This window comes from Curvibacter microcysteis, assembly GCF_028649455.1.
GTDB lineage: Bacteria > Pseudomonadota > Gammaproteobacteria > Burkholderiales > Burkholderiaceae_C > Curvibacter > Curvibacter microcysteis.
The window spans coordinates 133,436-157,248 of record NZ_JAQSIO010000007.1 but is presented as its reverse complement, the minus strand read 5'-3'; the positions used below and the strand labels follow the sequence as shown (position 1 = coordinate 157,248).

22 protein-coding genes are annotated in these 23,813 nt (G+C 65.5%); 6 read left to right on the top strand and 16 right to left on the bottom strand.

Annotation, left to right across the window (positions count from 1 at the left end):
• The first annotated feature begins 94 nt into the window (after nt 1-94).
• From PSQ39_RS17230 to PSQ39_RS17220, 3 genes are read left to right on the top strand one after another with little or no spacing between them, the layout of a single operon-like run.
• The gene (locus tag PSQ39_RS17230; RefSeq protein WP_273928110.1) at nt 95-1,582 is read left to right on the top strand and encodes an ABC transporter substrate-binding protein; all 1,488 of its coding nucleotides are present in this window, start codon (nt 95-97) and stop codon (nt 1,580-1,582) included.
• Nucleotides 1,583-3,007: an amidase gene (locus tag PSQ39_RS17225; RefSeq protein WP_273928108.1), complete on the top strand. Its 1,425-nt coding sequence runs from the start codon at nt 1,583-1,585 to the stop codon at nt 3,005-3,007.
• Between the two features lie 8 nt (nt 3,008-3,015).
• Entirely contained in the window at nt 3,016-4,143 is a 1,128-nt protein-coding gene (locus PSQ39_RS17220; RefSeq protein WP_273928106.1) for a serine hydrolase domain-containing protein, read from the top strand.
• A gap of 19 nt (nt 4,144-4,162) precedes the next feature.
• Here the strand turns inward: PSQ39_RS17220 and PSQ39_RS17215 are convergent, their stop codons facing one another.
• On the bottom strand, nt 4,163-5,026 hold the full coding sequence (locus PSQ39_RS17215; RefSeq protein WP_273928104.1) for a LysR substrate-binding domain-containing protein: 864 nt from the start codon (nt 5,024-5,026) through the stop codon (nt 4,163-4,165).
• 112 nt (nt 5,027-5,138) lie between these two features.
• Here PSQ39_RS17215 and PSQ39_RS17210 point away from each other — a divergent pair, with 112 nt between their 5' ends.
• Nucleotides 5,139-5,537: a tautomerase family protein gene (locus PSQ39_RS17210; RefSeq protein ID WP_273928102.1), complete on the top strand. Its 399-nt coding sequence runs from the start codon at nt 5,139-5,141 to the stop codon at nt 5,535-5,537.
• 51 nt (nt 5,538-5,588) lie between these two features.
• Nucleotides 5,589-6,956 carry a tetratricopeptide repeat protein gene (locus PSQ39_RS17205; RefSeq protein ID WP_273928100.1) on the top strand — a complete coding sequence of 456 codons (1,368 nt, stop codon included), beginning with the start codon at nt 5,589-5,591 and terminating at the stop codon, nt 6,954-6,956.
• A 252-nt stretch (nt 6,957-7,208) separates the two neighbouring features.
• Here the strand turns inward: PSQ39_RS17205 and PSQ39_RS17200 are convergent, their stop codons facing one another.
• From PSQ39_RS17200 to PSQ39_RS17170, 7 genes are all read right to left on the bottom strand, one after another.
• Nucleotides 7,209-8,144, bottom strand: coding sequence for a hypothetical protein (locus PSQ39_RS17200; protein WP_273928098.1), 936 nt, complete (start codon nt 8,142-8,144; stop codon nt 7,209-7,211).
• 106 nt (nt 8,145-8,250) lie between these two features.
• Nucleotides 8,251-9,117 carry a DUF429 domain-containing protein gene (locus tag PSQ39_RS17195; protein WP_273928097.1) on the bottom strand — a complete coding sequence of 289 codons (867 nt, stop codon included), beginning with the start codon at nt 9,115-9,117 and terminating at the stop codon, nt 8,251-8,253.
• The gene (locus PSQ39_RS17190) at nt 9,117-9,998 is read right to left on the bottom strand and encodes a DMT family transporter (RefSeq protein WP_273928094.1); all 882 of its coding nucleotides are present in this window, start codon (nt 9,996-9,998) and stop codon (nt 9,117-9,119) included. Before PSQ39_RS17190 ends, PSQ39_RS17195 begins: the two co-directional genes overlap by 1 nt.
• A 128-nt stretch (nt 9,999-10,126) precedes the next feature.
• Nucleotides 10,127-10,549 carry a BLUF domain-containing protein gene (locus PSQ39_RS17185; protein ID WP_273928093.1) on the bottom strand — a complete coding sequence of 141 codons (423 nt, stop codon included), beginning with the start codon at nt 10,547-10,549 and terminating at the stop codon, nt 10,127-10,129.
• Nucleotides 10,550-10,610: 61 nt separating this feature from the next.
• Nucleotides 10,611-11,306 carry a GTP cyclohydrolase I gene (gene folE, locus PSQ39_RS17180; RefSeq protein WP_273928091.1) on the bottom strand — a complete coding sequence of 232 codons (696 nt, stop codon included), beginning with the start codon at nt 11,304-11,306 and terminating at the stop codon, nt 10,611-10,613.
• Between the two features lie 160 nt (nt 11,307-11,466).
• Nucleotides 11,467-12,687: a cardiolipin synthase ClsB gene (clsB, locus tag PSQ39_RS17175; protein WP_273928089.1), complete on the bottom strand. Its 1,221-nt coding sequence runs from the start codon at nt 12,685-12,687 to the stop codon at nt 11,467-11,469.
• A gap of 1 nt (nt 12,688) precedes the next feature.
• Complete coding sequence (locus tag PSQ39_RS17170; protein ID WP_273928087.1) at nt 12,689-13,444, bottom strand: endonuclease/exonuclease/phosphatase family protein; 756 nt, start codon at nt 13,442-13,444, stop codon at nt 12,689-12,691.
• Nucleotides 13,445-13,562: 118 nt separating this feature from the next.
• Here PSQ39_RS17170 and PSQ39_RS17165 point away from each other — a divergent pair, with 118 nt between their 5' ends.
• Nucleotides 13,563-15,335 (top strand): response regulator, encoded by a 1,773-nt coding sequence (locus tag PSQ39_RS17165; RefSeq protein ID WP_273928085.1) that lies wholly within the window; start codon nt 13,563-13,565, stop codon nt 15,333-15,335.
• Nucleotides 15,336-15,385: 50 nt separating this feature from the next.
• On the opposite strand, the gene nudB is transcribed toward PSQ39_RS17165, so the two are convergent.
• The 8 genes from nudB to PSQ39_RS17125 all read right to left on the bottom strand — a co-directional run bounded on the left by nudB (nt 15,386) and on the right by PSQ39_RS17125 (nt 23,674).
• Nucleotides 15,386-15,847: a dihydroneopterin triphosphate diphosphatase gene (gene nudB / locus PSQ39_RS17160; RefSeq protein WP_273928083.1), complete on the bottom strand. Its 462-nt coding sequence runs from the start codon at nt 15,845-15,847 to the stop codon at nt 15,386-15,388.
• 102 nt (nt 15,848-15,949) lie between these two features.
• The gene (gene aspS / locus PSQ39_RS17155; RefSeq protein ID WP_273928081.1) at nt 15,950-17,758 is read right to left on the bottom strand and encodes an aspartate--tRNA ligase; all 1,809 of its coding nucleotides are present in this window, start codon (nt 17,756-17,758) and stop codon (nt 15,950-15,952) included.
• A gap of 29 nt (nt 17,759-17,787) precedes the next feature.
• Nucleotides 17,788-18,411, bottom strand: a complete 624-nt coding sequence (locus PSQ39_RS17150) for a DUF502 domain-containing protein (RefSeq protein ID WP_273928079.1) — start codon at nt 18,409-18,411, stop codon at nt 17,788-17,790.
• 12 nt (nt 18,412-18,423) lie between these two features.
• Nucleotides 18,424-18,777 carry an FmdB family zinc ribbon protein gene (locus tag PSQ39_RS17145; protein ID WP_273928077.1) on the bottom strand — a complete coding sequence of 118 codons (354 nt, stop codon included), beginning with the start codon at nt 18,775-18,777 and terminating at the stop codon, nt 18,424-18,426.
• Nucleotides 18,778-18,886: 109 nt separating this feature from the next.
• On the bottom strand, nt 18,887-20,341 hold the full coding sequence (locus PSQ39_RS17140; protein WP_273928075.1) for a sodium:solute symporter family protein: 1,455 nt from the start codon (nt 20,339-20,341) through the stop codon (nt 18,887-18,889).
• 70 nt (nt 20,342-20,411) lie between these two features.
• Nucleotides 20,412-21,983 carry a ubiquinone biosynthesis regulatory protein kinase UbiB gene (ubiB, locus tag PSQ39_RS17135; protein WP_273928073.1) on the bottom strand — a complete coding sequence of 524 codons (1,572 nt, stop codon included), beginning with the start codon at nt 21,981-21,983 and terminating at the stop codon, nt 20,412-20,414.
• Nucleotides 21,980-22,534 carry an SCP2 sterol-binding domain-containing protein gene (locus tag PSQ39_RS17130; protein ID WP_273928071.1) on the bottom strand — a complete coding sequence of 185 codons (555 nt, stop codon included), beginning with the start codon at nt 22,532-22,534 and terminating at the stop codon, nt 21,980-21,982. The genes ubiB and PSQ39_RS17130 overlap by 4 nt, the downstream gene beginning before the upstream one ends.
• Nucleotides 22,535-22,627: 93 nt before the next feature.
• Complete coding sequence (locus tag PSQ39_RS17125; RefSeq protein ID WP_273928069.1) at nt 22,628-23,674, bottom strand: Tim44 domain-containing protein; 1,047 nt, start codon at nt 23,672-23,674, stop codon at nt 22,628-22,630.
• Between the last annotated feature and the right edge of the window lie 139 nt (nt 23,675-23,813).

Here is a 23,813-nt window from a genome sequence, read left to right as displayed (position 1 = left end):
ATGGACTGGCCCAGGTGGCCAGCCCTCCCCGACGGCGCCCTGAACCCGCGCCACCCCATGTCCCTCCCTGATGATTTTTCTGGAGCTTGAACACATGATCAACCGCCGCCACGTCCTGAGCTCGGGTGCTTTTGCCGCCCTCGCCGCCACCACCTCGCTGGAGGCCCTGGCCCAAAGCCGCAAGGACGCGGTGGTGCTGGGCATGACCCTGGAGCCGCCAGGCCTGGACCCCACCGCCGGTGCGGCCTCGGCGATCGCCGAAGTGGTGCTTTACAACGTGTTCGAGACCCTCACCAAGATCAACGCCGACGGCAGCGTGACCCCGCTGTTGGCCGAGAGCTGGGAGGTTTCGCCCGACCTGAAAACCTACACCTTCAAGCTGCGCCGCGGCATCACCTTCCAGAACGGCGAGCCCTTCAATGCCGCCGCCGTCAAATTTGCCTTTGACCGCGCCGGTGGCGAAAAGAGCACCAACAAGGACAAGCGCGTCTTCGCCGAGATGAGCACCCAGGCGGTCGACGAACACACCGTGGTGGTGCTGCGCAAGGAGATCGACCCCGACTTCCTGTTCGTGCTGGGCCAGGCCACGGCCATCATCGTCGAGCCCAAGAGCGCCGACAGCAATGCCACCAAGCCCGTGGGCACCGGCCCCTTCAAGCTCGAGGCCTGGAACAAGGGCGCCTCGGTGGTGCTGCTCAAATGGGACGGCTACCGCAACGCAGCCGCCATCAAGCTCAAAAAGGCCACCTTCCGCTTCATTGGCGACCCAGCCGCCCAAGTCGCGGCCCTGCTGGCCGGCGACGTGGACGCCTTCCAGCGCGTGACCAGCCGAGGCGTGCCTCAGTTCAAGGGCAACCCGCAGTACCAGGTCATCGTGGCCGGCTCACGGGCCAAGACCATCCTGGCCATCAACAACAAGAAAAAGCCTTTTGACGACGTGCGCGTGCGCCGCGCCATCGCGGCCGCCATCGACCGCAAGGCCGTCATCGAAGGCGCTGCCGAAGGCTATGGCAGCCCCATTGGCAGCCACTACGTGCCGGGGGCGCTGGGCTATGTGGACACCACGGGCATCAACCCCTTCAACATCGAAAAAGCCAAGGCCTTGCTCAAGGAAGCCGGCGTCACGACGCCGCTCGAAGTCAGCCTGGTGCTGCCGCCCACGCCATACGCCCGCCAGGGTGGCGAGGTCATCACCGCGCAGCTGGCCAAGATCGGCATCGTGGCCAAGACCCAGAACGTGGAATGGGCGCAATGGCTCAGCGGGGTCTACACCAACAAGAACTACGACCTGACCATCATCTCCCACGTCGAACCCTTCGACCTGGGCAACTTCGCCAAGCCCGGCTACTACTGGAACTACGAGTCGCCCAAGTTCAGTGAGTTGTTCAAGAAGATCAACAACACCCCGCGCGAAGCCGACCGTGCCAAGCTGCTGGGCGAGGCGCAGAAGCTGCTGGCCGAAGACTCGGTGCACGCCTTCCTGTACCAACCGCAGTGGATCACCATCGCGCACAAGAACCTCAAGGGCCTCTGGAAAGACATGCCCGTGTTCGTCAACGACCTCTCGGCCCTGTCCTGGTAAATGAGCACTGACACCTCCACCACCCCAGCCCTGCATGAACTGGGCGCCCATGCCCTGCTGCAGGCCTACCGGGAGCGATCGCTGTCGCCTGTTGAAGTCACCGAGGCGGTGATCCGTCAGATCGAGTGCTGGGAACCCGCCCTGTGCGCGACCTGGTTGTTCCGCCCCGAACAGGCCCTGGACCAGGCCCGCGCCAGCGAGGCGCGCTGGCTCAAAGGCCAGCCTCAAGGCCTGCTCGACGGCGTGCCCGGCACACTCAAGGACAACATCGCCACGGCAGGCGACCCCACACCGCTGGGCAGCGCAGCGGTCAGCCTGGTGCCTGCCGCCGCCGATGCGCCACCAGCGGCCCGCCTCAAGGAGGCCGGTGCGGTCATCGTCAGCAAGACCACCATGCCCGACTACGGCATGCTGTCCTCGGGACTGTCGACCTTCCATCCACTGTCGCGCAACCCTTGGGACCTGAGCAAGGGCCCGGGGGGCTCCAGCGCCGGCGCCGGCGCGGCCGCCGCCGCTGGCTATGGCCCGCTGCATGTGGGCACCGACATCGGCGGCTCACTGCGCCTGCCTGCGGGCTGGTGCGGCATCTACAGCCTCAAGCCCAGCCTGGGCCGCATCCCCATCGACCCGCCTTTCACCGGGCGCGCAGCCGGCCCCATGACCCGCACCGTGGCCGACTCGGCCCTGATGATGGCGACACTGTCCCTGCCCGATGCGCGCGACACCATGAGCCTGCCCTACCAGGACATCGCCTGGGACCAGTTTGACCAAGGCGTGGACAAGCTTCGCGGCCTGCGCATCGGCCTGCTGCTGGATGCTGGTTGCGGCCTGCCGGTGGAGCCGGAAATCCGCGCCGCCATCGAGCGTGCTGCGGCCCTGTTCGAGCAGGCTGGCGCCCGGGTTGAACCTCTGGCGCCCTTCATGACCCAGGCCATGCTGGACGGCATGGACCACTACTGGCGCATGCGTTCCCACTTGGACCTGTCGGCCCTGCCGGCGGCGCAGGCCGACCGCGTACTGCCCTACATCCGGCAATGGGCCGACAGCGCTGCGGGCTTTGATGGCCCCCATGTCTTCAACGCCAGCCAGCAGTTCCACCTGACGCGCCTGGCCGCAGTGAAGGCCTGCAGCGCCTTTGACTACGTGATCTCGCCGACCTCGCCGATGCCGGCCTTTGCGGCCGAGCTGCCCTCGCCCACCAACGACCCGCTGCATGGGCTGGAGCACATCGGCTTCACCGTGCCCTTCAACATGTCGGAGCAACCCGCTGCGTCCATCAACTGCGGCTACACCCAGAGCGGTCTGCCCATCGGTCTGCAGATCGCTGGCGCCCGTTTTGACGACCTGGGCGTGCTGCAGGTCTCGCGCGCCTTTGAGCTGATCCGCGACGCTCAGCGGCCCTGGCCGCAGCCGCCTGAAACCTGAGGTCCACGATGCACTGGCGCCCCCAAGCCCTCACGGCACTGCTTCTGGCGGGGGCCTTGAGCGGCCCATCGGGAGCGGCCAGTGCCCCACCCACCGCCTGCGAGCAGGCCCTGCAGCGCCCGCCGATGGCCTTGCAAAGCAAGCTCTGCAACGATGCGCGCCCCAGCGACGCCGCCGCGCAGAACCTGCATGGCGTGTTGGTGCTGCTGCGTGGCGAGCCGCTGGCCGAGCACTATTTCAGCGGCAAAGACCGGCACATTGGCGAATGGGGCTCGCATGAGCAGGCCTTTGACGCCCATACCTTGCACGACCTGCGCTCCATCAGCAAAAGCGTGGTCGGCCTGCTGGTGGGGGTGGCGCTGCAACAGGGCTTGATCCCGTCCCTGGACAGCCCGGTGCTGGACCTGCTGGCCCGCCCCGACGCGTCGGCTGAATGGCGCGGCATCACGGTGCGTCACTTGCTGACCATGTCCTCGGGCATGGACTGGAATGAAGACGGTGCCGTGTCCTTGTTCAGCGACGAAAGCCGCATGGAGTTCTCCAGCGACATGGTGGGCTACGTGCTCGGCCGGTCCTTGGCCGTGGCACCGGGCAGCCAATACCGCTACAACAGCGGTGGCGTGGTGTTGCTCGGGGCCGTGCTGGAACGGCTCAGCGGACAACCCTTGGCTCAGTACGCCCAACAAGCCCTGTTCGCCCCGCTGGGCATTCAAGAGTTTGTCTGGCAAACGGGGCGCGCTCAACAGCCCATGGCCCACGCCGGCCTGCGCCTGCGCCCGCGTGACCTGGCCCGGCTGGGGCAGATGCTGCTCGACGGCGGGCGCTGGCAGGGACGGCAAATCGTGCCTGAGGCCTATGTGCACGCCAGCTTCGAGGGCAGTCTGCCGGCCGAGCTGCCAGGGTGGCGCTATGGCTACCTGTGGCGCACGGGCAGCCACACGGTGGACGGCCACGCCTGGACCTGGGTCGGCGCCATGGGCAACGGGGGCCAACGCCTTTACCTGGTGCCGGCCTTGAAGCTGGTGGTGGTGATCACCGCAGGACGTTACAACCAGCCAGCGCCACAAAACGGACGGGCTTCGCAGCAGCTGTTTCAAACCCTGTTGGAAGACGTGGCCCGCAGCACCCCACCTTGAGGCCCTGCAGGCCCCCGTGTCACGCCAGATCAGCCAACACCAGCGTGCGGGCCTGACGAACAAACTCCGTCTCGCCGCTGCGGGCTGGCAAGACCCAAAAACCGGCCTGAGGCAAAGCGGGCAAACCATGTGGCGCAGCCAGCGCCTGCACCCCCGGCGCCTGGGCTGAAGCATTCAGGCAGGCCAGCCCCAAGCCCGCAGCCAAAGCCGATTGCAGCCCAGCCACGCCTGAAGCCTGCAAGGCCACCACATACGGCACCCGCCGACGCTGCAGCAAGCCCACGGTGAACTGGTGCAGGGAGCAGCTGTCAGGCAGGGCCAACAGCCGCAGGGCCTGGCCCGGCTCGGGCCGCCAGCCTGGCGCGGCCAGCCACTGCAAAGGTTCGCGGCGCAACAACTGGCCTGTGCGGGCGCTGCCGGCGCCCATCACGCGCAAGGTGATGCCCACATCCAGCTCGCCCGCGGCATAGGCGGCCTCGATCAGACCGCTCTTGAGCACCGAAACTTGCAGACTCACCCCGGGATAGCGGGCCTGCAACCGGGCCAGCAATCCACTGAGCTCCGAGGGCCGAAAGTAGTCGGTCACCCCCAAGCGCAAGACCCCAGCCAGGGGCACTCCGTGCAGGTCACGGTAGGCCTCGTCATTGAGCGCCAGCATCTGCCGCCCCCACGCCAACAGACGTTGCCCCGCCGGGGTTGGCTGCACACCCGCTTTGGAGCGCAGCAACAGGCTCTGCCCGGCCTGTTGTTCGAGTTTGCGCAACTGCTCGCTGACCGCCGAGGCCGACAAAAACACCTGGGGCGCCCCGGCGCTCAGGCTACCGGCTTCGACCACGGCCACCAAAGTGCGCAACTGGTCGAGCTGAAAGAGAGGAGAGGCCATGATTTGATCCAACGGTTTTTCAAGGGATGAACATCATAAATTCCTGCTTTTCCGATGGATCACATGTCCTCAAAATTACAGGTAGCCCAACAACACCCTCTTGGAGAAGCCCATGCCCCACATCGTCATTCACCTGTCCGGCCAAGCCGACCCTGCCCTGGCCCGCCAGGTCTGCGACCGCGTGTGCGAAATCACCCACCGCGTGCTGGGCAAGGTGGAGGCCGTGATGGCCACCAACGTGCAGTTCATGCCAGCCGACACCTGGTTCATCGGCCGCCAGAGCCTGGCGGAGCTGGGGCAGAACGCCTACCACCTGGACATCAGCGTGAGCGACGAAACCAACACCAAGGCTGAAAAAGCCCGCTTTCTGCACGAGGTGCACACCGCCATGACCCAACTGCTGCCGCGGCTCCACCCTGTGAGCTATGTCCATGTGATCGATGCCCGTGCCGCTGCCTATGGCTATGGCGGTCACAGCCAGGAATGGCGCCACCAGCAAGCAGGGGTGTGAAGGCGGGGCCCCGGCGGCGTGAGGGCCGGCCCACGGCGGCACAATGAGGCCATGAGCACGCCCGCGTCCCCCTCCGCCCCAAGCCAACCGCCCACCCGACCCTGCGACAGCCTGGGCAACCCCGTGACCCTGCACGACCCGGCCAGCCTCGGGCCGGTGAATGATTTTGTCGAGGGCTTCATCCGCTGCGAAGCCCGCTGCGTGCGCTTGCTGGACGCCGCCCAGGACAGCAGCCCCCTGGTGCAGGCCTATGCCGCGGCCCTGCACCTGTTTGCGGAAAACGCCCAGGCCGCCCGCCACGCGCGCCCCTTCATCGAGCGCGCCCAAGCCCAGGCCAGTGGGGCCACCGAGCGCGAGCAGCGCTTCATTGCCGCCGTGGCCGCTTGGGTGGACGGCGACCTGGCCCGCGCCGTGGCCCTGCACGAGGAACAAGCGCGCCAGCACCCGCGCGACCTGGTGTCGCTCAAGCTGGGCCAGTACCACCTGTTCAACCAAGGCGACTCACCCGGCATGCTCCGCCTGGCCCTGGCCTGTGCAGCGGCCGCCGCCGATGTACCGCAGTGGCACGGCATGGCGGCCTTTGGCTATGAGCAGTGCCACCTGCTGACAGAAGCCGAACACGCGGCGCGCCAGGCCTTGAGCGACTGCCCCAGCGAGCCCTGGGCCCAGCATGCCTTGGCCCATGTGATGCTGACCCAAGGTCGGCACGTTGAGGGACGCGACTTTCTGCGCGCAGCCCATGGCGGCTGGGGCGTCCTGAACTCCTTCATGCGCACGCACAACTGGTGGCACCTGGCTTTGTTTGAACTGGAGTTGGGCGCCCACGAGGCCGTGCTGACCTTGTACGACCAGCAGGTCTGGGGGGTCGAGAAAAGCTACAGCCAGGACCAGATCAACGCCGTCTCCCTGCTGGCTCGACTGGAACTGGCCGGTGTCGATGTCGGCCCGCGCTGGCAGGACCTGGGCCACCACCTAAGCCAGCGCGAGCACGACCATGTGCTGCCCTTCTTGGACCTGCAATACCTCTACGGCCTGGCCCGGGCTGGGCGACCAGCGCAAGCCCATGCCTGGCTGGACAGCCTGCAAGCGCATGCCGAGCAAGTCCGAGGCCCGCTGAAAAACGCATGGCGCGACGTGGCCTGGCCCGCCGCCCAGGGCCTGCTGGCCCATGCTCAAGGGGACCATGCCGAGGCGGCGCAGCGCTTGGGCACCGCCTTGCCCCGCCTGCTGGAAACCGGGGGCAGCCATGCCCAACGTGATTTGTTCAGCCAAATCCACCTGGACGCGCTGATGCGTTCGGGCCAGTGGGTGGGAGCGCAAAACCTGTTGCAGCCCCAGGCCAACCAACAAGCGCAGTCGCAGCGCCTGCAACGACAGGCTCGCGCTGTGCGGGCGGCCCTTGGACTGCCGGTGGACTGAACTCGGGGCCTGCGCGAACCACTCACATGGGCTTCAGGCGCGGGGGTGAGCGACGGCAGTCAGCGTCCACAAAGGGCCCGCCCTGGCGCACCCAGGCCTCGCCCGGCGAGGTCTGAGCACACAGCTCCTGCCCATGGAGCTGGCTGCGCCAGACATACCAAGGGGCTGGGCCTGCCCAGAGGGATGGCGCCAGCGCCCCCAGACTGCACAGCAGGCTCAAACACCCGAGGACACGCCGCCACATCGCCAGCTTCACTCAATGAAAAAGCGCCCAGGCAACAAGGGCACAGCCTGGGCCAGGTGAGCCAGGATCGCGGCGTGTTCGCGTGGGGTCAGCATGCGCGAGCCAAAAGGCGTGTCCATGGTGGTGACGCGGTTGGCCTCCACCACGCGCGCGCCCCGCTCCGCGTCGGCCACCACCCGCATCGGCACCTGACCAGTCGGCACCTCGTACACCAAGGTTTCAGGGGTGCTGAAGCGAAGCGAAAACGCCGGCCCCGTGATCACCCCCTCCAGCGTTCGACGCAAGCCCTCTGGCGTCTCCAAGGCCCGGGCTCCCTCGCTGCCACGGGCCAACTGGTAAGCCGAGTCATCAAAATCGGGGCGGGCGTGCATGTCGACTTCATAGCCACAGCATTGGCAGCGGTAGTGGTCCAAGCCTTCGCGGCTGAACTTGAAGTGCAAGGCGGTCTCATGGCATTGGGCGCAGACCAGGGCAGGCCGGCCCGATGGCGGGAGGATGGGCTCCACCGCCGCAGGTTGGGTCGGTCCCCAGCCCGACGAGACCGCAGGGGCCGCTGGGGGTGGGGTCAAAGCGGCGGGGACAGCAGCAGCGGCAGCAGGAGGGCGGTCGGGCGTCAGGTCCACCTCCGGCGCACCGACGGCTGGGGTGATGCGCACACGCACCCCCCAACCCACCGCCTTGCGAAAAAATCCAACCCGGCAAGCCACCCAGGGCAGGCCATCGTCCGTCAGAGCCCGAGCCAGGGTCTGGGCCTGGGTCAAGACCGGAGGCGCCACCGGGACCTGCGCCGCCTCTTCGCTACGGCGTTGAGCGCAAGCGACGCCAGGGCTGCTCGGGCGCAACAGGACTTCGCCCTCGGTCCAGTCTTGGGGACGGTGGGCGATGGCAGCCTGGGCCAGCGATTTCAGCAGCGGTTGGTAAGACGTGTAACGGGTCTGTTTCATTTGCCAGATTTCCGATCAGGCCGCCAGTGTATCGACAGCAGGCAGGCGTGGCGAGCCAGCCCTGCGCGAGGACGGCCTCGCCCTGCGCACCCCCAAGTTGGAACGCTCAAGCGCCGAATGGGGCGGTGACGATCCAGCCTTCCAAGGGGTCCATGCCCTCGGGCAGGCCGTAGCGGGCATCACCCGCTTCCTGGCAACGCTGAGCCCAAGCCGCTTGCACCAGGCACAGCACGGCGTCGAGGCTGTCGCCACGCGCATCGTCGACCAGGGCATCGCGCTGGGCGTGGCTGAGCTTGAGGCGCAGGCCCAGGCGGGTCTGGCCGTTCTCCAAGGCGGTGATCAGGTCTTTGCGGGCGATCAGGCGCTCGGGCGTTTGCTTGGCGCGGTCATCACTCTTGTACGAGCGCGCCCCAATCAGCTCCCGGGCGAGCAAGCCCGGGTAAGCCTCCAGTGCCACCCGCTGCGCGGGGGCCTGGCCAGGCGGCTGCCACAAACCTGGCAAGTGCACGCCCGCGTCCAACAAGGGCGGCAGGCCCGCATGCAGCATGTAGGCCACCGGAGGATTGACCCATTTCATCGAGGGGCTGGAGCCCGCCGGGCCGTCGGTGGCGCGGTGGGCGAATTTGCCGCCCACGGGCCGGGCATCGCAGAAGGCGGCGAAGCAGTCGCGGATTTCAGGCCGGCTCAGGCCCGCGTAGTGGCGCATGCAGGCCTCCCAATCGCGGGGCCAGCCCAGGCTGAGCACCAGCTCGCGCGGCAGGCCAAAGGGGAGGTCAAAGCCACCCACCCAAGCGCGCGGCTGGCGCAGCCACTCGGCATAGGCCTCCAGGCTCTCCAGGCGCAGCAAGCGGCTCAGTTGCACACGCCCGCTGCGTTGCTGCCCCAGGGCCAGCACGATGGGCTTTTGGCGCGTGGGCCGGCTGCTGAAGTCGCAGCCCAGCAGGCTTTCCGACAAATCGTGGTGTGTGCTCATCAACCCAGTCCCAGCAAGGTCACGCCTGCGGCGATCAACAAAGCGCCGAGCAAGCGCGGCACGCGGTCGCCCTCGCCCAGCAAGTGCCCGCCAATCAAGGCGGCAAACAACATAGACACCTCGCGCGCGGGCGCCACATGCGACAGCGGCGCGGTCTGCATGGCGTAAAGCACCAGCACATAAGACACCGGGCTGATGGTGGCCACCAGCAGGGCGGGCTTCCACTGCAGGCGCCACAGGCGCAGCGCCTCAGGGCGATCGCGCCAGACGCCGGGGGTGAGCAGCCCCAGACGCACGAAGTTACCCATGTAGTCCACGAGCACCGGCGACATCAGCATCACCTTGACGGCGTAGCCATCCACCACGGTGTAGCTGGCAATGAACACCCCCGTGCACAGCCCGTACATCAACCCCAGGCGCACCCGGTCGCGCCGAGCTGGGTCATGCGAGGCCCGCCACAAGCCTGGGCCCCCAGCCACCAAGAACACGCCCGAGACCACCGCCACCATGCCGCCCACGCCGGCCCAGGAGCCCTGTTCCCCCATGAAGGTCAGGGCCACCAACGAGGACAGCAAAGGCCCGGAGCCGCGCGCCAACGGGTAAACCACCGTCAGATCGGCACGCTGGTAACCCCGCAGCAAGATGACGTAATACACCACATGCAGCACGCCGCTCAGGCCGACCAAGCCCCACTCCAGCGCCCCCCACTTCGGCACAGCGTCCCAGCCGAGCCACAAGCCCAGCGGGGCCCAGACCAGCATCATCAAGGCCGAGGTGAAGAAGGCAAAGCGCGAATCACCGCCCGCTTTTTTGGCGGCGATGTTCCACAAGGCGTGGATCAGGCCGGCCAGCAGAACCAGCGAAAACGCAATCAAGGACATGAAAAAGGACGTTCAAATGCAAAAGGGCGAGGTGTGCTGCCGCGACACCTCGCCCAAGAATCAATCAGGGCTCAACTCATGACGCCCAAAGGCCCCAGCGCCCCTGCGACGCGACCAGGCTCAGGACCTCAGGCACGCCCAATGATGGACGCCGTGGCCATCAGCTCTTCGAGCAAGGCCAGCGACACCTTGCCCGACACCGAGTAGGGGTCGAGCTCGGGGCGCTCCGAGTACTTGAGCAAGATCGAGGTGTTGAGCTTGGACAGGTTGACCTGTCCCATGGTCCAGCCGCCAAAACGGCGCTCGGAGATTTCTTCGTAGTCCATCAGCTCGACTTGCTGGTGGCGCTTGTCACGCTGGATGTGGCCATACAGCTCGTTCACGGCCGAACGACCGCCTTCGATGGCCTGCAAGAAGATGCCGCCGCCGTAACAAAGAATGCCCGTGATGCCCGAGCCGGGGTTGTGCTGGCGAGACTGGGCCAGGATGGCATCGATGGCGTCCGGACTGGTGTCGGTGGCGCGGCTGGCGTAGAGCAGGCGAACTAGCATGGCAGACCTTCAGGGCTGGATCGGTAGGAAAAATCAAAAAGGGCCGCAAGTGGCCCCAAGCTCAACGGGGAATCAGCGACAGGAACTCACGGCGCAGGGCGGGGTCTTTGAGGAACACACCGCGCATCACCGAGTTGATCATCTTGCTGTCCATCTCGCGCACACCGCGCCAAGACATGCAGAAGTGGCTGGCTTCCATCACGATAGCGAGGCCATCGGGTTGGGTCTTGTCCTGGATCAGGTCAGCCAGTTGAACCACGGCTTCTTCCTGAATCTGGGGGCGGCCCATGACCCAGTCAACCAGACGGGCGTACTTGGACAGGCCGATCACGTTCGTGTGCTCGTTGGGCATGACACCGATCCAGATGCGCCCGATGACGGGGCAAAAGTGGTGGCTGCAGGCGCTGCGCACGGTGATCGGGCCGACGATCATCAGCTCGTTGAGGTGCTCGGCGTTGGGAAACTCTGTGATCGGGGGCTGCGGCACGTAGCGACCGCGGAAGACCTCGTTGAGGTACATCTTGGCCACGCGGCGCGCCGTGTTGTTGGTGTTGTGGTCGGTGGCGGTGTCGATCACCAGGCTGTCCAACACCCCTTGCATCTTGACCTCGACCTCGTCGAGCAACTTCTCCAACTCACCCGGCTGGATGAACTCGGCAATGTTGTCGTTGGCATTGAATCGCTTGCGCGACGCAGCCAGACGCTCACGGATTTTCAGCGAGACGGGGGTGCCCTCGTCCGGGTTGATTGGGTTCATTTCAGCTTGTACTCGGTGCAAACAGCGGCCCATGGTACCAGCGAATGCGTGTGGGGGTATTGCGGCATTTACCCCCTACAGAGTCCAGGGCCAATGCTATGAATTGCGCAGCAAAACAGGCTCGATAACGGGCTCCGACTGGCCCGCTCATCCCCGGTCTTCAATAGCGGTGCCCGGTCAACCACAAGGCCAGGCGCATCAGGCCAAAGGCCACGCGGTCGCGCAAGCGCTGCTGCCAGGGCCGCTGGGCCAGGTCGGCCAAGACGACCTGGCGGCCCGCGTGGTGCATGGCCTCCAACAAGGCCTGGCGCAGCTGGCGGGCGAAGCTGCGGTCGCGCACCATGACGTTGGCCTCGCGGGCCAACAGCAGACTCAAGGGATCGAGGTTGGACGAGCCCACGGTGCTCCACAAGCCATCGACCACCGCCACCTTGGCATGCAGGAAGCTGGGCGCGTACTCGTGGATCTCCACCCCAGCGGCCAACAGTTGGCGGTAAACCGGGCGCGTCGCATGGAACTGCATGAAGCTTTCATAGCGGCCCTGCAAGAGCAATTGCACGCGCACGCCCCGGCGCGCGGCCAGCACCAGGGCCCGGCGCAGTCGGCGGCCGGGCAAAAAGTAGGCGTTGGCGATCAAGACCTCACGGCGTGCGGTGCCGATGGCGCGCAAATAAGCGCGCTCGATGTGACTGCGGTGGCGCAGGTTGTCGCGCAGCGCCAGGGCAGCGCGCAGGCCTTTGGCACCCGCCTTGACATCGGTCCCCGTCGCAGCCCCAAGCTCTGCCGGGCCTTGGCGCAACCAGCCTTGCAAGGCCTGCGGCCACTGGCGCGCCCGCACGGCTCGGCCCGCCTCGACGCGGCGCCACAGCTGCGCCATGGTGTGGGCGGCCTCGAGCACCACGGGCCCGGTCAAGCCCACGGCCAGGTCGAAGCGCGGCTCGCTCAAAGCCCCATGCAAGGGGTCATGACGATCGTCCAGGATGTTGATGCCGCCGCAAAACAAGCGCTCCCCATCGACCACACAGAGCTTGCGGTGCAAACGGCGCCAGCGGCTGGGGATCAGCAAGCCCAGCGGTCCCAAGGGCGAAAACACGCGCCACTGCACACCCGCAGCGTCCCAGCGCTGCGGCCAGGGAGCGGGCGGCTGGCCGGTGCCCACACCGTCCACCACCAGGCGCACCTGCACGCCACGCTCGGCGGCCTGGACCAGGGCTTCGGCCACGGCCTGGGCGCTGCCCTGGAAGTCAAAAATATAGGTTTCCAACCAAATGCTGTGGCGGGCCTGCGCCATGGCCTGCAGCAAGGCAGGGAACAACTCAGCGCTGCCCTGCAACAGGGTCAGCGCATGACCACCACGGTAGACCAGGCCGCTGTGCCGCATCTCAAAGCTGGAATTCGGTGACCAGGGGCAGGTGGTCTGACATGCGCGCCCAGGCCCGACCGCGCGGCACCTGAGCACTGATGGCCGTCAGGCCGCGCGCGTAAATGTGGTCCAGTTGCACCAGGGGCAAGCGCGAAGGGAAGGTGGGGTTGCGCGTCGACTCCAGCTCCAGCAAGCCGTCGTGGCGCAAGGCGCGACGCAGGGTGTCACCCCAGTCGTTGAAGTCGCCCGCCACCACCAAGGGCAGGCCGGGGTTGACCTCGCGGGCGATGTAGCGCCGCAGCTGCTCGGTCTGGCGCACGCGGCTGCCGGGGATCAGGCCCAGATGGACCACGATCACATGCACCGGGCGGCCATCCACGTCGATCTCCACATGCAGCAAGCCGCGCTGCTCGAATCGGTGGTCCGACATGTCTTCGTGCTGATGTGTCAGCACCGGCCAGCGCGACAGCAGCGCGTTGCCATGCTCGCCATGCTTGGTATAGGCATTGGTGCGGTAGACCGCCTCGTAGCCTTCGGGCGCCAGAAAGTCGGCCTGGGGCATGGCCGGCCAGCGCGTGAAGTGCTGCTCCTCGCGGCGGTGCAGCTTGCGCACCTCCTGCAGGCAGATCACATCGGCATCGAGCTGCTCCACGCCATGGCCAATGTCCAAAATCTCCAGCCGCCGTGTGGGACCGACACCCCTCACCCCTTTGTGGATGTTCCAGGTCGCGACGCGAAAAACACCGTTTTTATCCATCAGCTCATTGTGTTCCATGACCTGCTCGACCTGTGTGTGTTGAGCCCCGCCTCCGTGAAGTTACGGTTTAAAAACAAACTGACACACTCTAAACTGGCGCTATTTACCCTGCCGATCAGCTTGAGCTGATGTTTTGATGGCCACTGCCCCTCTCCGCGACACCTCCGACTGCTTGGCGCTGGTCATTGATGGCAATGCCACCTCTCGCAGCATCCTGGCGGGCCAGCTGCGCGACTACGGGGTCGGCAAGGTGGTGCAATGCAGCCGCGTGCGCGATGCACGCAACCGGCTGGAGCACACCACCTACGACTTCGTGCTGTGTGAGCAGTTTTTTGACGAGACCAACGAGTCGGGCCAGACCCTGCTGGACGACCTGCGCCGCGCCCATTTGCTGCCGTTTTCGACGATCTTCTTCATGGTCACGGCCGAGGCCTCCTACGCCTCGGTGGCCGAAGCCGCTGAGTCCGCCCTGGACGGCTACCTGCTCAAGCCCTTCACCCCCGTGGCCCTGTTTGACCGCTTGAGCCTGGCGCGCTTGCGCAAGGTGCATCTGGCGCCGATCTTTGACGCCATGGAGGCGCAGGATTTTGAACTGGCCGCCACCCTGTGCCTGCAGCGCTTTGAGACCCAGCAGCCCTACTGGCTGTACGCCGCGCGCATGGGGGCCGAGCTGCTGCTGCGCCTGGGCCGGCACGACGAGGCGCGCACCTTGTTTGAAGCGGTGATTGCCGCACGCGCCCTGCCCTGGGCCAAGCTGGGCGTGGCCCGGGCCCAGGTCGAATCGGGCCAGGCCACCCGCGCGATCGCCACCTTGCAAGGCTTGATCGGCCAAGACGCCAGCTACGCGGATGCCTATGACGTGCTGGGCCGCGCTCAGGTCGAGGTGGGCAACTTCGCCGAGGCCATGGAGACCTACCGAGGGGCCAGCAACCTGACCCCGGACTCTGTGGGCCGCTTGCAGAAGTTCGGCATGATGGCCTTTTACATGGGTGAACGTGAGGCCGCCACCAAGGCCTTGTCACGCGCCGCCATCCTGGGCATGGACTCCAAGTTGTTCGACTTCCAGTCCATCGTGCTGCTGGCCTTTGCGTACTTCGCCGACACCGATCGCAAGGGCCTGGAGCGCTGCGGCACCGACCTGGCCCGCGTGCTGGAGCGCCATGGCGACAGCGCCCGCTTGCAGCGTTTTGCCCGCGTGGTGTTGACCCTGCAGCAAATCCAGCAACGCCAGTTTGCCAAGGCCGTGGAGCTGGTCAAGCAGATGGCGGGGGAAACCCAGCTCACCGACTTTGACTTCGAAGCCGCCTGCAACCTGGCCGGCTTGCTGGCCGTGCTGGCCCACACCTCCATCGACCTGCCAGAAGGCGCGTCGTGGCTGCTCCAACTGGGCATGCGCTACGCCAACACCCGTGGCCTGAGCGAGCTGATGGCCAATGCCTGCCAGCTGCACCCGCCCTACGCGGACAGCGTGCGCGAATGCCTGGTGCAGATCAATGGCATGGCCGAGCGCGCCATGGGCATGAGCTTGTCGGGCGACCCCACCTCGGCCGTGCGCAGCCTGCTGCTGCACAGCGAGGAGACCTTGAACGTGAAGCTGCTGGACATGTCGCAGCAGGTGCTGCTGCGCCACCAAGCCCGCATCCACGAGCCCGAGACCCTGCAGACCAGCATCGACCGCCTGCGCCAACGCTGCGGCCAAGCCCCGGCGCGGGCCGTGCTGGGGCAAGACAGCGAGCGCCAGCCCGGCGGCATGACGCTGCGTGTGCGCAACCGCGCCGCCGCCCAGGCCCGGGCCCAGGAAAAGGCGCAAAGCGCGCTGCAAGAGCGGACCAAGCCGCCAGCGGCCATGCCGACAGAAAAAGACCCGGCCTCAGCCCTGCGCCTGCGACCCAAAGGCGACAGAACCTGACAAGGCGGCGGGTTGGCGGTGGGACCAACCGCACGAAATCCGGCTGAGGCTCACCCGACAAAGCGCGACAACATCAAGATCGCCTCGGCATTGGAGGGCGAAAAGCACTGGTCGGCCGCTTCACGCCAGGGCAACCAGCGCTGGGCCACATGTTCGCGTGGGCTCAAGCGCACCGGCAGCGCGGCCGGCACGGTCAAACCGAACACACGCTCGCGGTTGCGCGAGACACCTGGGGCGTAGCGGTGCCGCCACTGAGGCCAAATCTCGTAGACGTTTTCCAGCCCCCAGTCGTGCAAGTGGCAGCCTGGGGCGTGCACGTCCAGCCCGGTTTCCTCCCACACCTCGCGCGCGGCGGTCTGTGCGAAGTCCTCTTCCAATTGGTCTTTGCTGCCCGTCACCGACTGCCAGTGTTCATCTGCATCGGCGCGCTGAATCAGCAGCACCTCCAGTGCGGGCGTGTGGATCACCACCAACACGGACTCGGGAATCTTGAAAGGACGGGGTGCAGACACAGGACGCTCCAGAGCATGAAAAAAGCGGCCGGGGCAGAGCCCTCGACCGCTTCTTGTGGTGCCCACTGACGCACTGGCGTGCGCCAGCAGTCAGGACGGGACTCAGGCCGCCGGGGCCGTGTTGCGCAGGCGGATGTGCAGTTCGCGCAGTTGCTTCTCGTCGACCGGGCTCGGGGCTTGGGTCAGCAAGCACTGAGCACGTTGGGTCTTGGGGAAAGCGATCACGTCGCGGATCGACTCGGCCCCCGTCATCAGGGTCACGATGCGGTCCAGACCGAAGGCCAGACCACCGTGGGGCGGCGCGCCGTATTGCAGGGCGTCGAGCAGGAAGCCGAACTTCTGTTGGGCTTCTTCAGGGCTGATCTTGAGGGCGTCGAACACCTTTTGCTGCACATCGGCGCGGTGGATACGGACCGAACCACCGCCCATTTCCCAGCCGTTGAGCACCATGTCGTAGCCCTTGGAGATGCACTTCTCCGGCGCGGTGACCATCCAGTCTTCATGGCCATCCTTGGGCGCGGTGAAGGGGTGGTGCACAGCGTTCCAGCGTTGGCCGTCTTCGTCGTATTCGAACATCGGGAAGTCGACCACCCACAGCGGCGCCCAGCGGTTTTCGAACAGGCCGTTCTTCTTGCCGAACTCGCTGTGACCGATCTTGATGCGCAGGGCACCGATGGCGTCGTTGACGATCTTTTCCTTGTCGGCACCGAAGAACAGCAGGTCGCCGTCTTGGGCGCCAGTGCGGGCCAGGATTTCAGCGATGGCCTTGTCGTGCAGGTTCTTCACGATCGGGCTTTGCAGGCCGTCGCGGCCCTTGGCCACTTCGTTGACCTTGACCCAGGCCAGGCCCTTGGCGCCGTAGATCTTGACGAACTCGGTGTAGCTGTCGATCTCACCGCGCGACAGGCCCGAGCCTTCTTTGGCGCCACCCGGCACACGCAACGCGACCACGCGGCCGCCCTTGGTGGTGGCGGGGGTCGAGAAGACCTTGAAGTCCACATCGGCCATCACGTCGGTCAGTTCGGTGAACTCGAGCTTGACGCGCAGGTCAGGCTTGTCCGAACCGAAGCGGAAGGCCGCATCTTGGTAGGTCATGACAGGGAACTCGCCCAGGTCCACGCCCAGGGTGTTCTGGAACACGGTCTTGATCATGCCCTGGAACATGTCGCGGATGTCTTGTTCTTCCATGAAGGAAGTTTCGATATCGATCTGCGTGAATTCGGGCTGGCGGTCGGCACGCAAGTCTTCGTCGCGGAAGCACTTGGTGATTTGGTAGTAGCGGTCAAAGCCAGCCACCATCAACAGTTGCTTGAACAGCTGGGGCGACTGCGGCAGCGCGAAGAACTGACCGTCGTGCACGCGGCTGGGCACCAGGTAGTCGCGGGCACCTTCGGGCGTGGACTTGGTCAGCATCGGGGTTTCGATGTCGATGAAGCCATTGGCGTCGAGGAACTTGCGCACTTCCATGGACACGCGGTAACGCAGCATCAGGTTGTTTTGCATGTAAGGACGGCGCAGGTCCAGCACGCGGTGCGTCAGACGGGTGGTTTCGCTGAGGTTTTCCTCATCGATCTGGAAGGGCGGGGTCACCGAGGGGTTGAGCACCTTCAGTTCGTGGCACAGCACTTCGATCTGGCCGCTCTTGAGCTTGTCGTTGGTGGTGCCATTCGGACGCGCACGCACCACACCGATGACCTGCACGCAGAACTCGTTGCGCACGTCTTCAGCGGTCTTGAACATCTCGGCACGATCGGGATCGCACACCACCTGCACATAGCCTTCGCGGTCGCGCAGGTCGATGAAGATCACACCACCGTGGTCACGACGGCGGTTGACCCAACCCGACAGGGTGACGGTTTGGCCCAGCAGGGCTTCGGTCACGAGACCGCAATAGTGTGAACGCATAGCCATAAGAAAACATCCAGCGCCGAGACGGCGCGTTAATGAGAATCGGAAAGGACGGCAGGGCCCGCAGGAGCCACCACGCCCATAGAAACAATGTATTTGAGTGCCTCGTCCACACTCATGTCGAGCTCGACGCAGTCACTGCGGCGCAGCATCACGAAGTAGCCCCCCGTGGGGTTGGGCGTGGTCGGCACGTAGACGCTGAGGTAGTCGTCCTTGAGGTAGGTCGCCACATCGCCCCCCGGCACGCCGGTGACGAAGGCCACGGTCCAGACGCCGTCGCGCGGCCACTGGATCAGCACCGCCTTGCGAAAGGCATTGCCGCTCTCGGAAAACAGGGTGTCCGACACCTGCTTGACGCTGGAGTAAATCGAACGCACCACCGGAATGCGGTGCACGATCGCGTCGCCCAGCTTGACCAATTTGCGGCCCAGGAAGTTGCTGGCCACAGCGCCCACCACCAGCAGGATCAAGAGCGTGAGCAGCACGCCAAAGCCGGGGATGTGGAAGCCCAAAAGCTGATCTGGCCGCCATTGGGTCGGCAGGATCAACAGGGTTTGGTCAAGGGTGCCGATGATCCAGTCCAGCACCCAGATGGTGATGGCGACCGGCACGATGACCAGCAGACCGGCAAAAAGCCATTTACGCAAGGCGGCCATGGGTTCTTTCTGTCAGTGGCAGGCGCAACCGCCACCACAGGAACCGGCCGAAGCCGTGGGCGAAGCGTCGGATTTGGTGCTGCTGGCGCCGGCACTGTCGCTGGCTGGAGCCGAAGCGGGGGCCGCAGCGTCGGTGCTGGCGGCTGCGCCGGTACCCACCGCCGGAGCGGCTGCGCCACCGCTGCCACCGCGGAAATCGGTCACGTACCAGCCCGAGCCCTTGAGCTGGAAGCCGGCGGCAGTGATTTGCTTGCGAAAGCTGGCGGCACCGCAAGCGGGGCAGTCAGTCAAAGGAGCGTCCGAAATTTTTTGCAAGACGTCTTTGCTGTGCCCGCAGGACTCGCATTTGTAGGCGTAGATTGGCATGGCTGATTGAGCTTGGATGGGGTTGCAAAACCCTCAATTATAGGCGGGCAGCCCATTGGCAAGCCCTGCTCGGTGCAAGGCTTGACCCCTGGGCGTCAAGAAAAAGACCTCAAAGCCCCGGCAAGGCATGGTGCGGGGCGCGCCGGTCGGCCAAGCCCTGGGGCGCCAGCGAACCCACCAGCATGCCCACGATGCCTGCCACAAAGCCCGCCAGCTGGGCCGGCACCTCTTCACCGGCAGCCGTCAGGTTGAAGCACAGCCAGGTCAGGATGCCCAAGACGATGGACAACACCGCACCTTGCGTGGTCGCACGGCGCCAGTACAAACCCGCGGTCAGGGGCACGATGGCGCCGACCAAAGTCACCTGGTAAGCACCCGAGACCATTTCGTAAATGGGCTTGTCCTTGGACAGGATGGCGTAGGTGCAGACGAAGATGCTGAAGATCAACACCGTGATGCGCATGGTGCGCAACTCTTGCTGGTCGCTTTGGCGCGGGAAGAACTGGCGCCAGATGTTCTCCACAAACGTGACCGAGGGCGCCAGCAGGGTGGCCGAAGCCGTGCTCTTGATGGCCGACAGCAGGGCACCAAAGAACAGCACCTGCATCACAAAAGGCATCTGGGTGCGCACCAGGGTGGGCAAGATCATCTGGCTGTCGACCTTGCGCCCGGTGGACAGCAGCTGCTCGGTGGTGTCGGGCATGATGATCAGCGCGCTGGTGACCAGGAACATGGGCACGAACGCGAACAGGATGTAGCAGATGCCGCCAATCACCGGGCCTCGGGTGGCGGCTTTTTCGTCCTTGGCCGACATCACGCGCTGGAACACGTCCTGCTGCGGGATGGAGCCCAGCATCATGGTGATGGCCGCGCCAATGAAGAACATGATGTCCTTGGCCTGCATGGGCGGCCAAAACGAAAACAGGTCTTTTTGCTGAGCGTAGGCAATCACCTGCCCCACGCCACCCGCTTGCTGGCCTGCAAACACGGCCAGGATCAACAGGCCGCTGACCAGGATGATCATCTGGATGAAGTCCGTCACCGCCACCGACCACATGCCGCCAAACAAGGTGTAAGCCAGGATGGAGGCCGTGCCGATCAGCATGCCCATGGGCGCAGAAATCGACCCTTCAGACAGCACATTGAAGACCAGGCCCAAGGCAGTGACCTGTGCAGCGACCCAGCCCAGGTAGCTGATCAGGATGATCAGCGAGCAGATGACCTCCACCAACCGGCCATAGCGCTCGCGGTAGTAGTCGCTGATGGTCAGCAGCGACATCTTGTAGAGCCGGGCCGAGAAGAACAGGCCCACCAGGATCAGGCAGAAACCCGCGCCAAAGGGGTCTTCCACCACGCCGTGCAGGCCATCCTTGATGAAGGTGGCCGGGATGCCCATCACCGTTTCCGAGCCAAACCAGGTGGCAAAGGTGGTGGTGACGATCATGAACATGGGCAGGTGCCGACCTGCGACGGCAAAGTCGGCCGTGTTTTTGACCCGTCTGGCCGCCCACAGGCCAATGGCGATGGTGATCAGCAAATAAACAATGACCAGGGTCAGCAGCACGAAAACCTCCTGAAAAGACGGGCGGATTATCCTGAAATCACGGGGCGGCCCCGGCGAGGGCCTCCCCCGCTCAGAACAGGCGGATCCGAATCAGCAGTTGCAAGGCCAGCAAACCCAATACAAAACCCATGCCACCGTAGATCAGGGACTGCAGCAAGCGGTTGGTTTTGCGCTGCTCGGCCAGCAGCACGGCCAGCTCACGGCGCGACACGGACTGCTGACCGCCTTTTTGCAGGTACTCGGCGAGCAGGCGCGGCAGCTCGGGCAGCAGTTGGGCGTAGCGCGGAAACTCGTCGCGCAGTTGCTTGAACAGACGCTTGGGGCCAATCTGGTCCAGCATCCACTGCTCCAGGAAGGGCTTGGCGGTGCTCCACAGGTCCAGCTCGGGATCGAGCTGGCGGCCCAGGCCTTCGATGTTGAGCAGGGTTTTTTGCAGCAACACCAGCTGCGGCTGGATCTCCACCTGGAAGCGACGCGAGGTCTGGAACAAGCGCATCAAGACCATGCCCAGCGAGATTTCTTTCAGCGGACGGTCGAAATATGGCTCGCACACAGCGCGGATGGCGGACTCCAGCTCGTCGACCCGGGTCTCGGGCGGCACCCAACCACTTTCAATGTGCAGCTCGGCCACCCGCTTGTAGTCGCGCCGGAAGAAGGCCGTGAAGTTCTGCGCCAGGTACTCCTTGTCGTACTCGGTCAGCGTGCCCACGATGCCGAAGTCCAGCGAGATGTAACGCCCAAAGGTGCCAGGCTCCAAGCTGACCTGGATGTTGCCCGGGTGCATGTCGGCATGGAAAAAGCCGTCGCGGAACACCTGGGTGAAGAACAGCGTGACGCCGTCGCGCGCCAATTTGGCAATGTCCACGCCGGCGTCGCGCAAGCGCTCGACCTGGTTGATGGGCACGCCCTTCATGCGCTCCATGACCATCACCTCGGCGTGGCAGAAGTCCCAGAAGATCTCCGGGATCAGCACCAGGTCCAGGCCGCTCATGTTGCGCCGCAGCTGCGCGGCGTTCGAGGCCTCACGCACCAAATCCAGCTCGTCGTGCAGGTATTTGTCGAACTCAGCCACCACCTCGCGCGGCTTCAGGCGCTTGCCGTCGGCGCTCAGGCCTTCGACCCAGCCCGCCATCATGCGCATCAAGGCCAGGTCCTTGTCGATCACCGGCAGCATGCCGGGACGCAGCACCTTGATGGCGACTTCGCGTTCCACCCCGGCGGAGGTGCGCACCACGCCAAAGTGCACCTGGGCGATGGAGGCGCTGGCGACGGGCACGCGGTCAAACTGCACAAATACTTCGTCCACCGGGCGGCGGAAGGCGCGCTCGATGGTGGCAATGGCGATGTCGGTGCTGAAGGGTGGCACCCGGTCTTGCAGGTGGGCCAGCTCGTCGGCGATATCGGGCGGCAGCAGGTCGCGCCGGGTAGACAACACCTGGCCGAACTTCACGAAGATGGGGCCCAGTTGCTCCAGCGCCTCACGCAGGCGCTGGCCGCGGGGCGCATCGAGTTGCCGCCCGATCGAAAGAATGCGGGCCAAGCGCAGCCAACGCGGCGTGCCCAGGCTGCTGAGCACCAGCTCGTCCAGACCGAAGCGAAACACAATCCAGACGATGTACGCCCCGCGCAACAGCCGGCTCATGCGCCTTCCTTGTCACGCACGATGGAGGTGGCCGGAAAGCGCTGGACAAAGTCCTTCAGGCCGCGCGCCAGGGTCTGCACGCCCTGCACCAGGGTGTGGGCGGGGCCGTCCCCGAGCACCCGCGCCAAGTCCTCTTCGAGGTCCCAGCGCACATGGTCGGCAATCCAGTTGATTTCGGCCGCCAGTTGCACGTCACCCTCGATGTGCACCGGTGGCTTGTGGCCGGCCAGCGCGGCTTGGGCCAGGGCGACTGGCGAGGTCTCTGTCACCGACAGGCTGAGGTCGGCGGCCGCGGCGGCATCGGCCAGGTCCAACAGACCTGCCGGGGTGATCACGAAATGGAGGGAAAACTGACGCCAGCGCACGCTGGCCACACGCTGTTTTTGCCGTGCCAGGCGGGCCATGGCCTCGGGCTCTTGCATCAGCACATGGTTGATCAAGAGCACCAGGCGCTGCTGCACCTCGCTCACCACCCAGGCGGGGGGCTGGACGGTGCTGGTCACCTGGTCAAACAGGCGGTCGAAAAGGGAAAGGGGGGACGGTAAGGCCATAGGGGGCGATTATTCCCCGAAAGTGAATCACCGACCCCAGCCCAAGGTCGGAGATCCGGGTTCAGACCGCCATGCGGCCTGAACCCAAAGCCCTCATTGCAGGGCTTGAACGCCAGCCACCAGCCAGCCAGTGCGGCCATCCTTGGGCTTGGTCATGTTCCAGACTTCGCGGAAGGGGTTCGGGCCGGCCGAGGGCTCTTCGCGGATCATGCCGGAGAACTCGACGCTGGCCATGTAGCCTTCACCCAGGTCTTCGATGCCCAGCAGTTGGGCTTCGAGCATGACCACGTCGGTGGTGTTCTGGCCGCCACTGCGGTGGGCTTCACGTTCGGTCAGCTGAACCCGAATCTCATCGAGCATGCCGTCCGTCATCATGGAGCGCAGGGTGTCCAGGTCGGATCGGTCCCAGGCGGCTTGCAAGGTGACGAAATTGCGCTTGGCAGCATCCAGGAAGCCGGGGGTGTCAAAGCCGGCAGGAATGGCCCAGGCCGAACCACCAGCCAGGGCCGAGCCAATTTGCACGCCGCTGGCTTGCGGGCGGGCCGAGGCGTCGGCCGCCGGGGCTTCAAATTGGCTGTGGCGCTCCCAGGGACGGGCCGAGGCGTCATTGCCCACGTGGTCGGGGCTGTACTGGCGCAACACCGGGGCCGAGGCCGGGGCGTTGCCCGCACCTTGGAAGGCAAACGGGCTGTTGCTGCTGGCGGCCGACTGGCTGGCGGCGCGGCGCTTGCTCAGCACAAAACCCACCACGGCCATGATGGCCATGGCCAACAGGCCGAACATCAGCATCTGGCCAAAGGCTTCACCAAAACCCAGCGAGTGGGCCAGCCAAGCCAGGCCCAGGCCAGCGGCCAAGCCGCCGAGCATGGCGCCCCATGGGCGCTTGGGCGCAGCGGCTGCCGGCGCCGGGGTGGCAGGCCGAGGTGCGGCCGCCGCCGCAGGGTTGGCCGCCGGCGTGGCCGGGGTCGCATTGGGCGCCGCAGCGGGTGCACCCGGCGTGGCCGGTGCGGCCTGGCGCTGGGTCACGTTCGAGGACTGCGAGCCCATCGATTTGCCACCGCCCAAGCGGCGTGCCGCTTCGGCCTCGTGGCCCACCAAAGCCAGTGCCAGCATCAGCACCAAGGACCATTGTTTGATCATGTCATCTCCATTGGATCGGTCTACGGGGACGCCAGATGGGCCCCACACGTGTTCAGTGAACTTGTTGTTCGTTGATATTGTTCGATGAACTTCACCCCGGCGGGGTGTTCGTCTGCGGCTTGACACCTGGCGCCGAAAC

Bases quoted from the DNA above. Each gene is read 5' to 3' on its own strand.
- PSQ39_RS17125 (WP_273928069.1), bottom strand. From the start codon at position 23,674: ATGATCAAACAATGGTCCTTGGTGCTGATGCTGGCACTGGCTTTGGTG.
- PSQ39_RS17210 (WP_273928102.1), top strand. From the start codon at position 5,139: ATGCCCCACATCGTCATTCACCTGTCCGGCCAAGCCGACCCTGCCCTG.
- PSQ39_RS17230 (WP_273928110.1), top strand. From the start codon at position 95: ATGATCAACCGCCGCCACGTCCTGAGCTCGGGTGCTTTTGCCGCCCTC.
- aspS (WP_273928081.1), bottom strand. From the start codon at position 17,758: ATGGCTATGCGTTCACACTATTGCGGTCTCGTGACCGAAGCCCTGCTG.
- PSQ39_RS17150 (WP_273928079.1), bottom strand. From the start codon at position 18,411: ATGGCCGCCTTGCGTAAATGGCTTTTTGCCGGTCTGCTGGTCATCGTG.
- PSQ39_RS17165 (WP_273928085.1), top strand. From the start codon at position 13,563: ATGGCCACTGCCCCTCTCCGCGACACCTCCGACTGCTTGGCGCTGGTC.
- folE (WP_273928091.1), bottom strand. From the start codon at position 11,306: ATGAACCCAATCAACCCGGACGAGGGCACCCCCGTCTCGCTGAAAATC.
- PSQ39_RS17145 (WP_273928077.1), bottom strand. From the start codon at position 18,777: ATGCCAATCTACGCCTACAAATGCGAGTCCTGCGGGCACAGCAAAGAC.
- PSQ39_RS17220 (WP_273928106.1), top strand. From the start codon at position 3,016: ATGCACTGGCGCCCCCAAGCCCTCACGGCACTGCTTCTGGCGGGGGCC.
- PSQ39_RS17215 (WP_273928104.1), bottom strand. From the start codon at position 5,026: ATGGCCTCTCCTCTCTTTCAGCTCGACCAGTTGCGCACTTTGGTGGCC.
- PSQ39_RS17195 (WP_273928097.1), bottom strand. From the start codon at position 9,117: ATGAGCACACACCACGATTTGTCGGAAAGCCTGCTGGGCTGCGACTTC.
- clsB (WP_273928089.1), bottom strand. From the start codon at position 12,687: ATGCGGCACAGCGGCCTGGTCTACCGTGGTGGTCATGCGCTGACCCTG.
- PSQ39_RS17130 (WP_273928071.1), bottom strand. From the start codon at position 22,534: ATGGCCTTACCGTCCCCCCTTTCCCTTTTCGACCGCCTGTTTGACCAG.
- PSQ39_RS17200 (WP_273928098.1), bottom strand. From the start codon at position 8,144: ATGAAACAGACCCGTTACACGTCTTACCAACCGCTGCTGAAATCGCTG.
- PSQ39_RS17190 (WP_273928094.1), bottom strand. From the start codon at position 9,998: ATGTCCTTGATTGCGTTTTCGCTGGTTCTGCTGGCCGGCCTGATCCAC.
- PSQ39_RS17170 (WP_273928087.1), bottom strand. From the start codon at position 13,444: ATGGAACACAATGAGCTGATGGATAAAAACGGTGTTTTTCGCGTCGCG.
- ubiB (WP_273928073.1), bottom strand. From the start codon at position 21,983: ATGAGCCGGCTGTTGCGCGGGGCGTACATCGTCTGGATTGTGTTTCGC.
- PSQ39_RS17205 (WP_273928100.1), top strand. From the start codon at position 5,589: ATGAGCACGCCCGCGTCCCCCTCCGCCCCAAGCCAACCGCCCACCCGA.
- PSQ39_RS17185 (WP_273928093.1), bottom strand. From the start codon at position 10,549: ATGCTAGTTCGCCTGCTCTACGCCAGCCGCGCCACCGACACCAGTCCG.
- PSQ39_RS17225 (WP_273928108.1), top strand. From the start codon at position 1,583: ATGAGCACTGACACCTCCACCACCCCAGCCCTGCATGAACTGGGCGCC.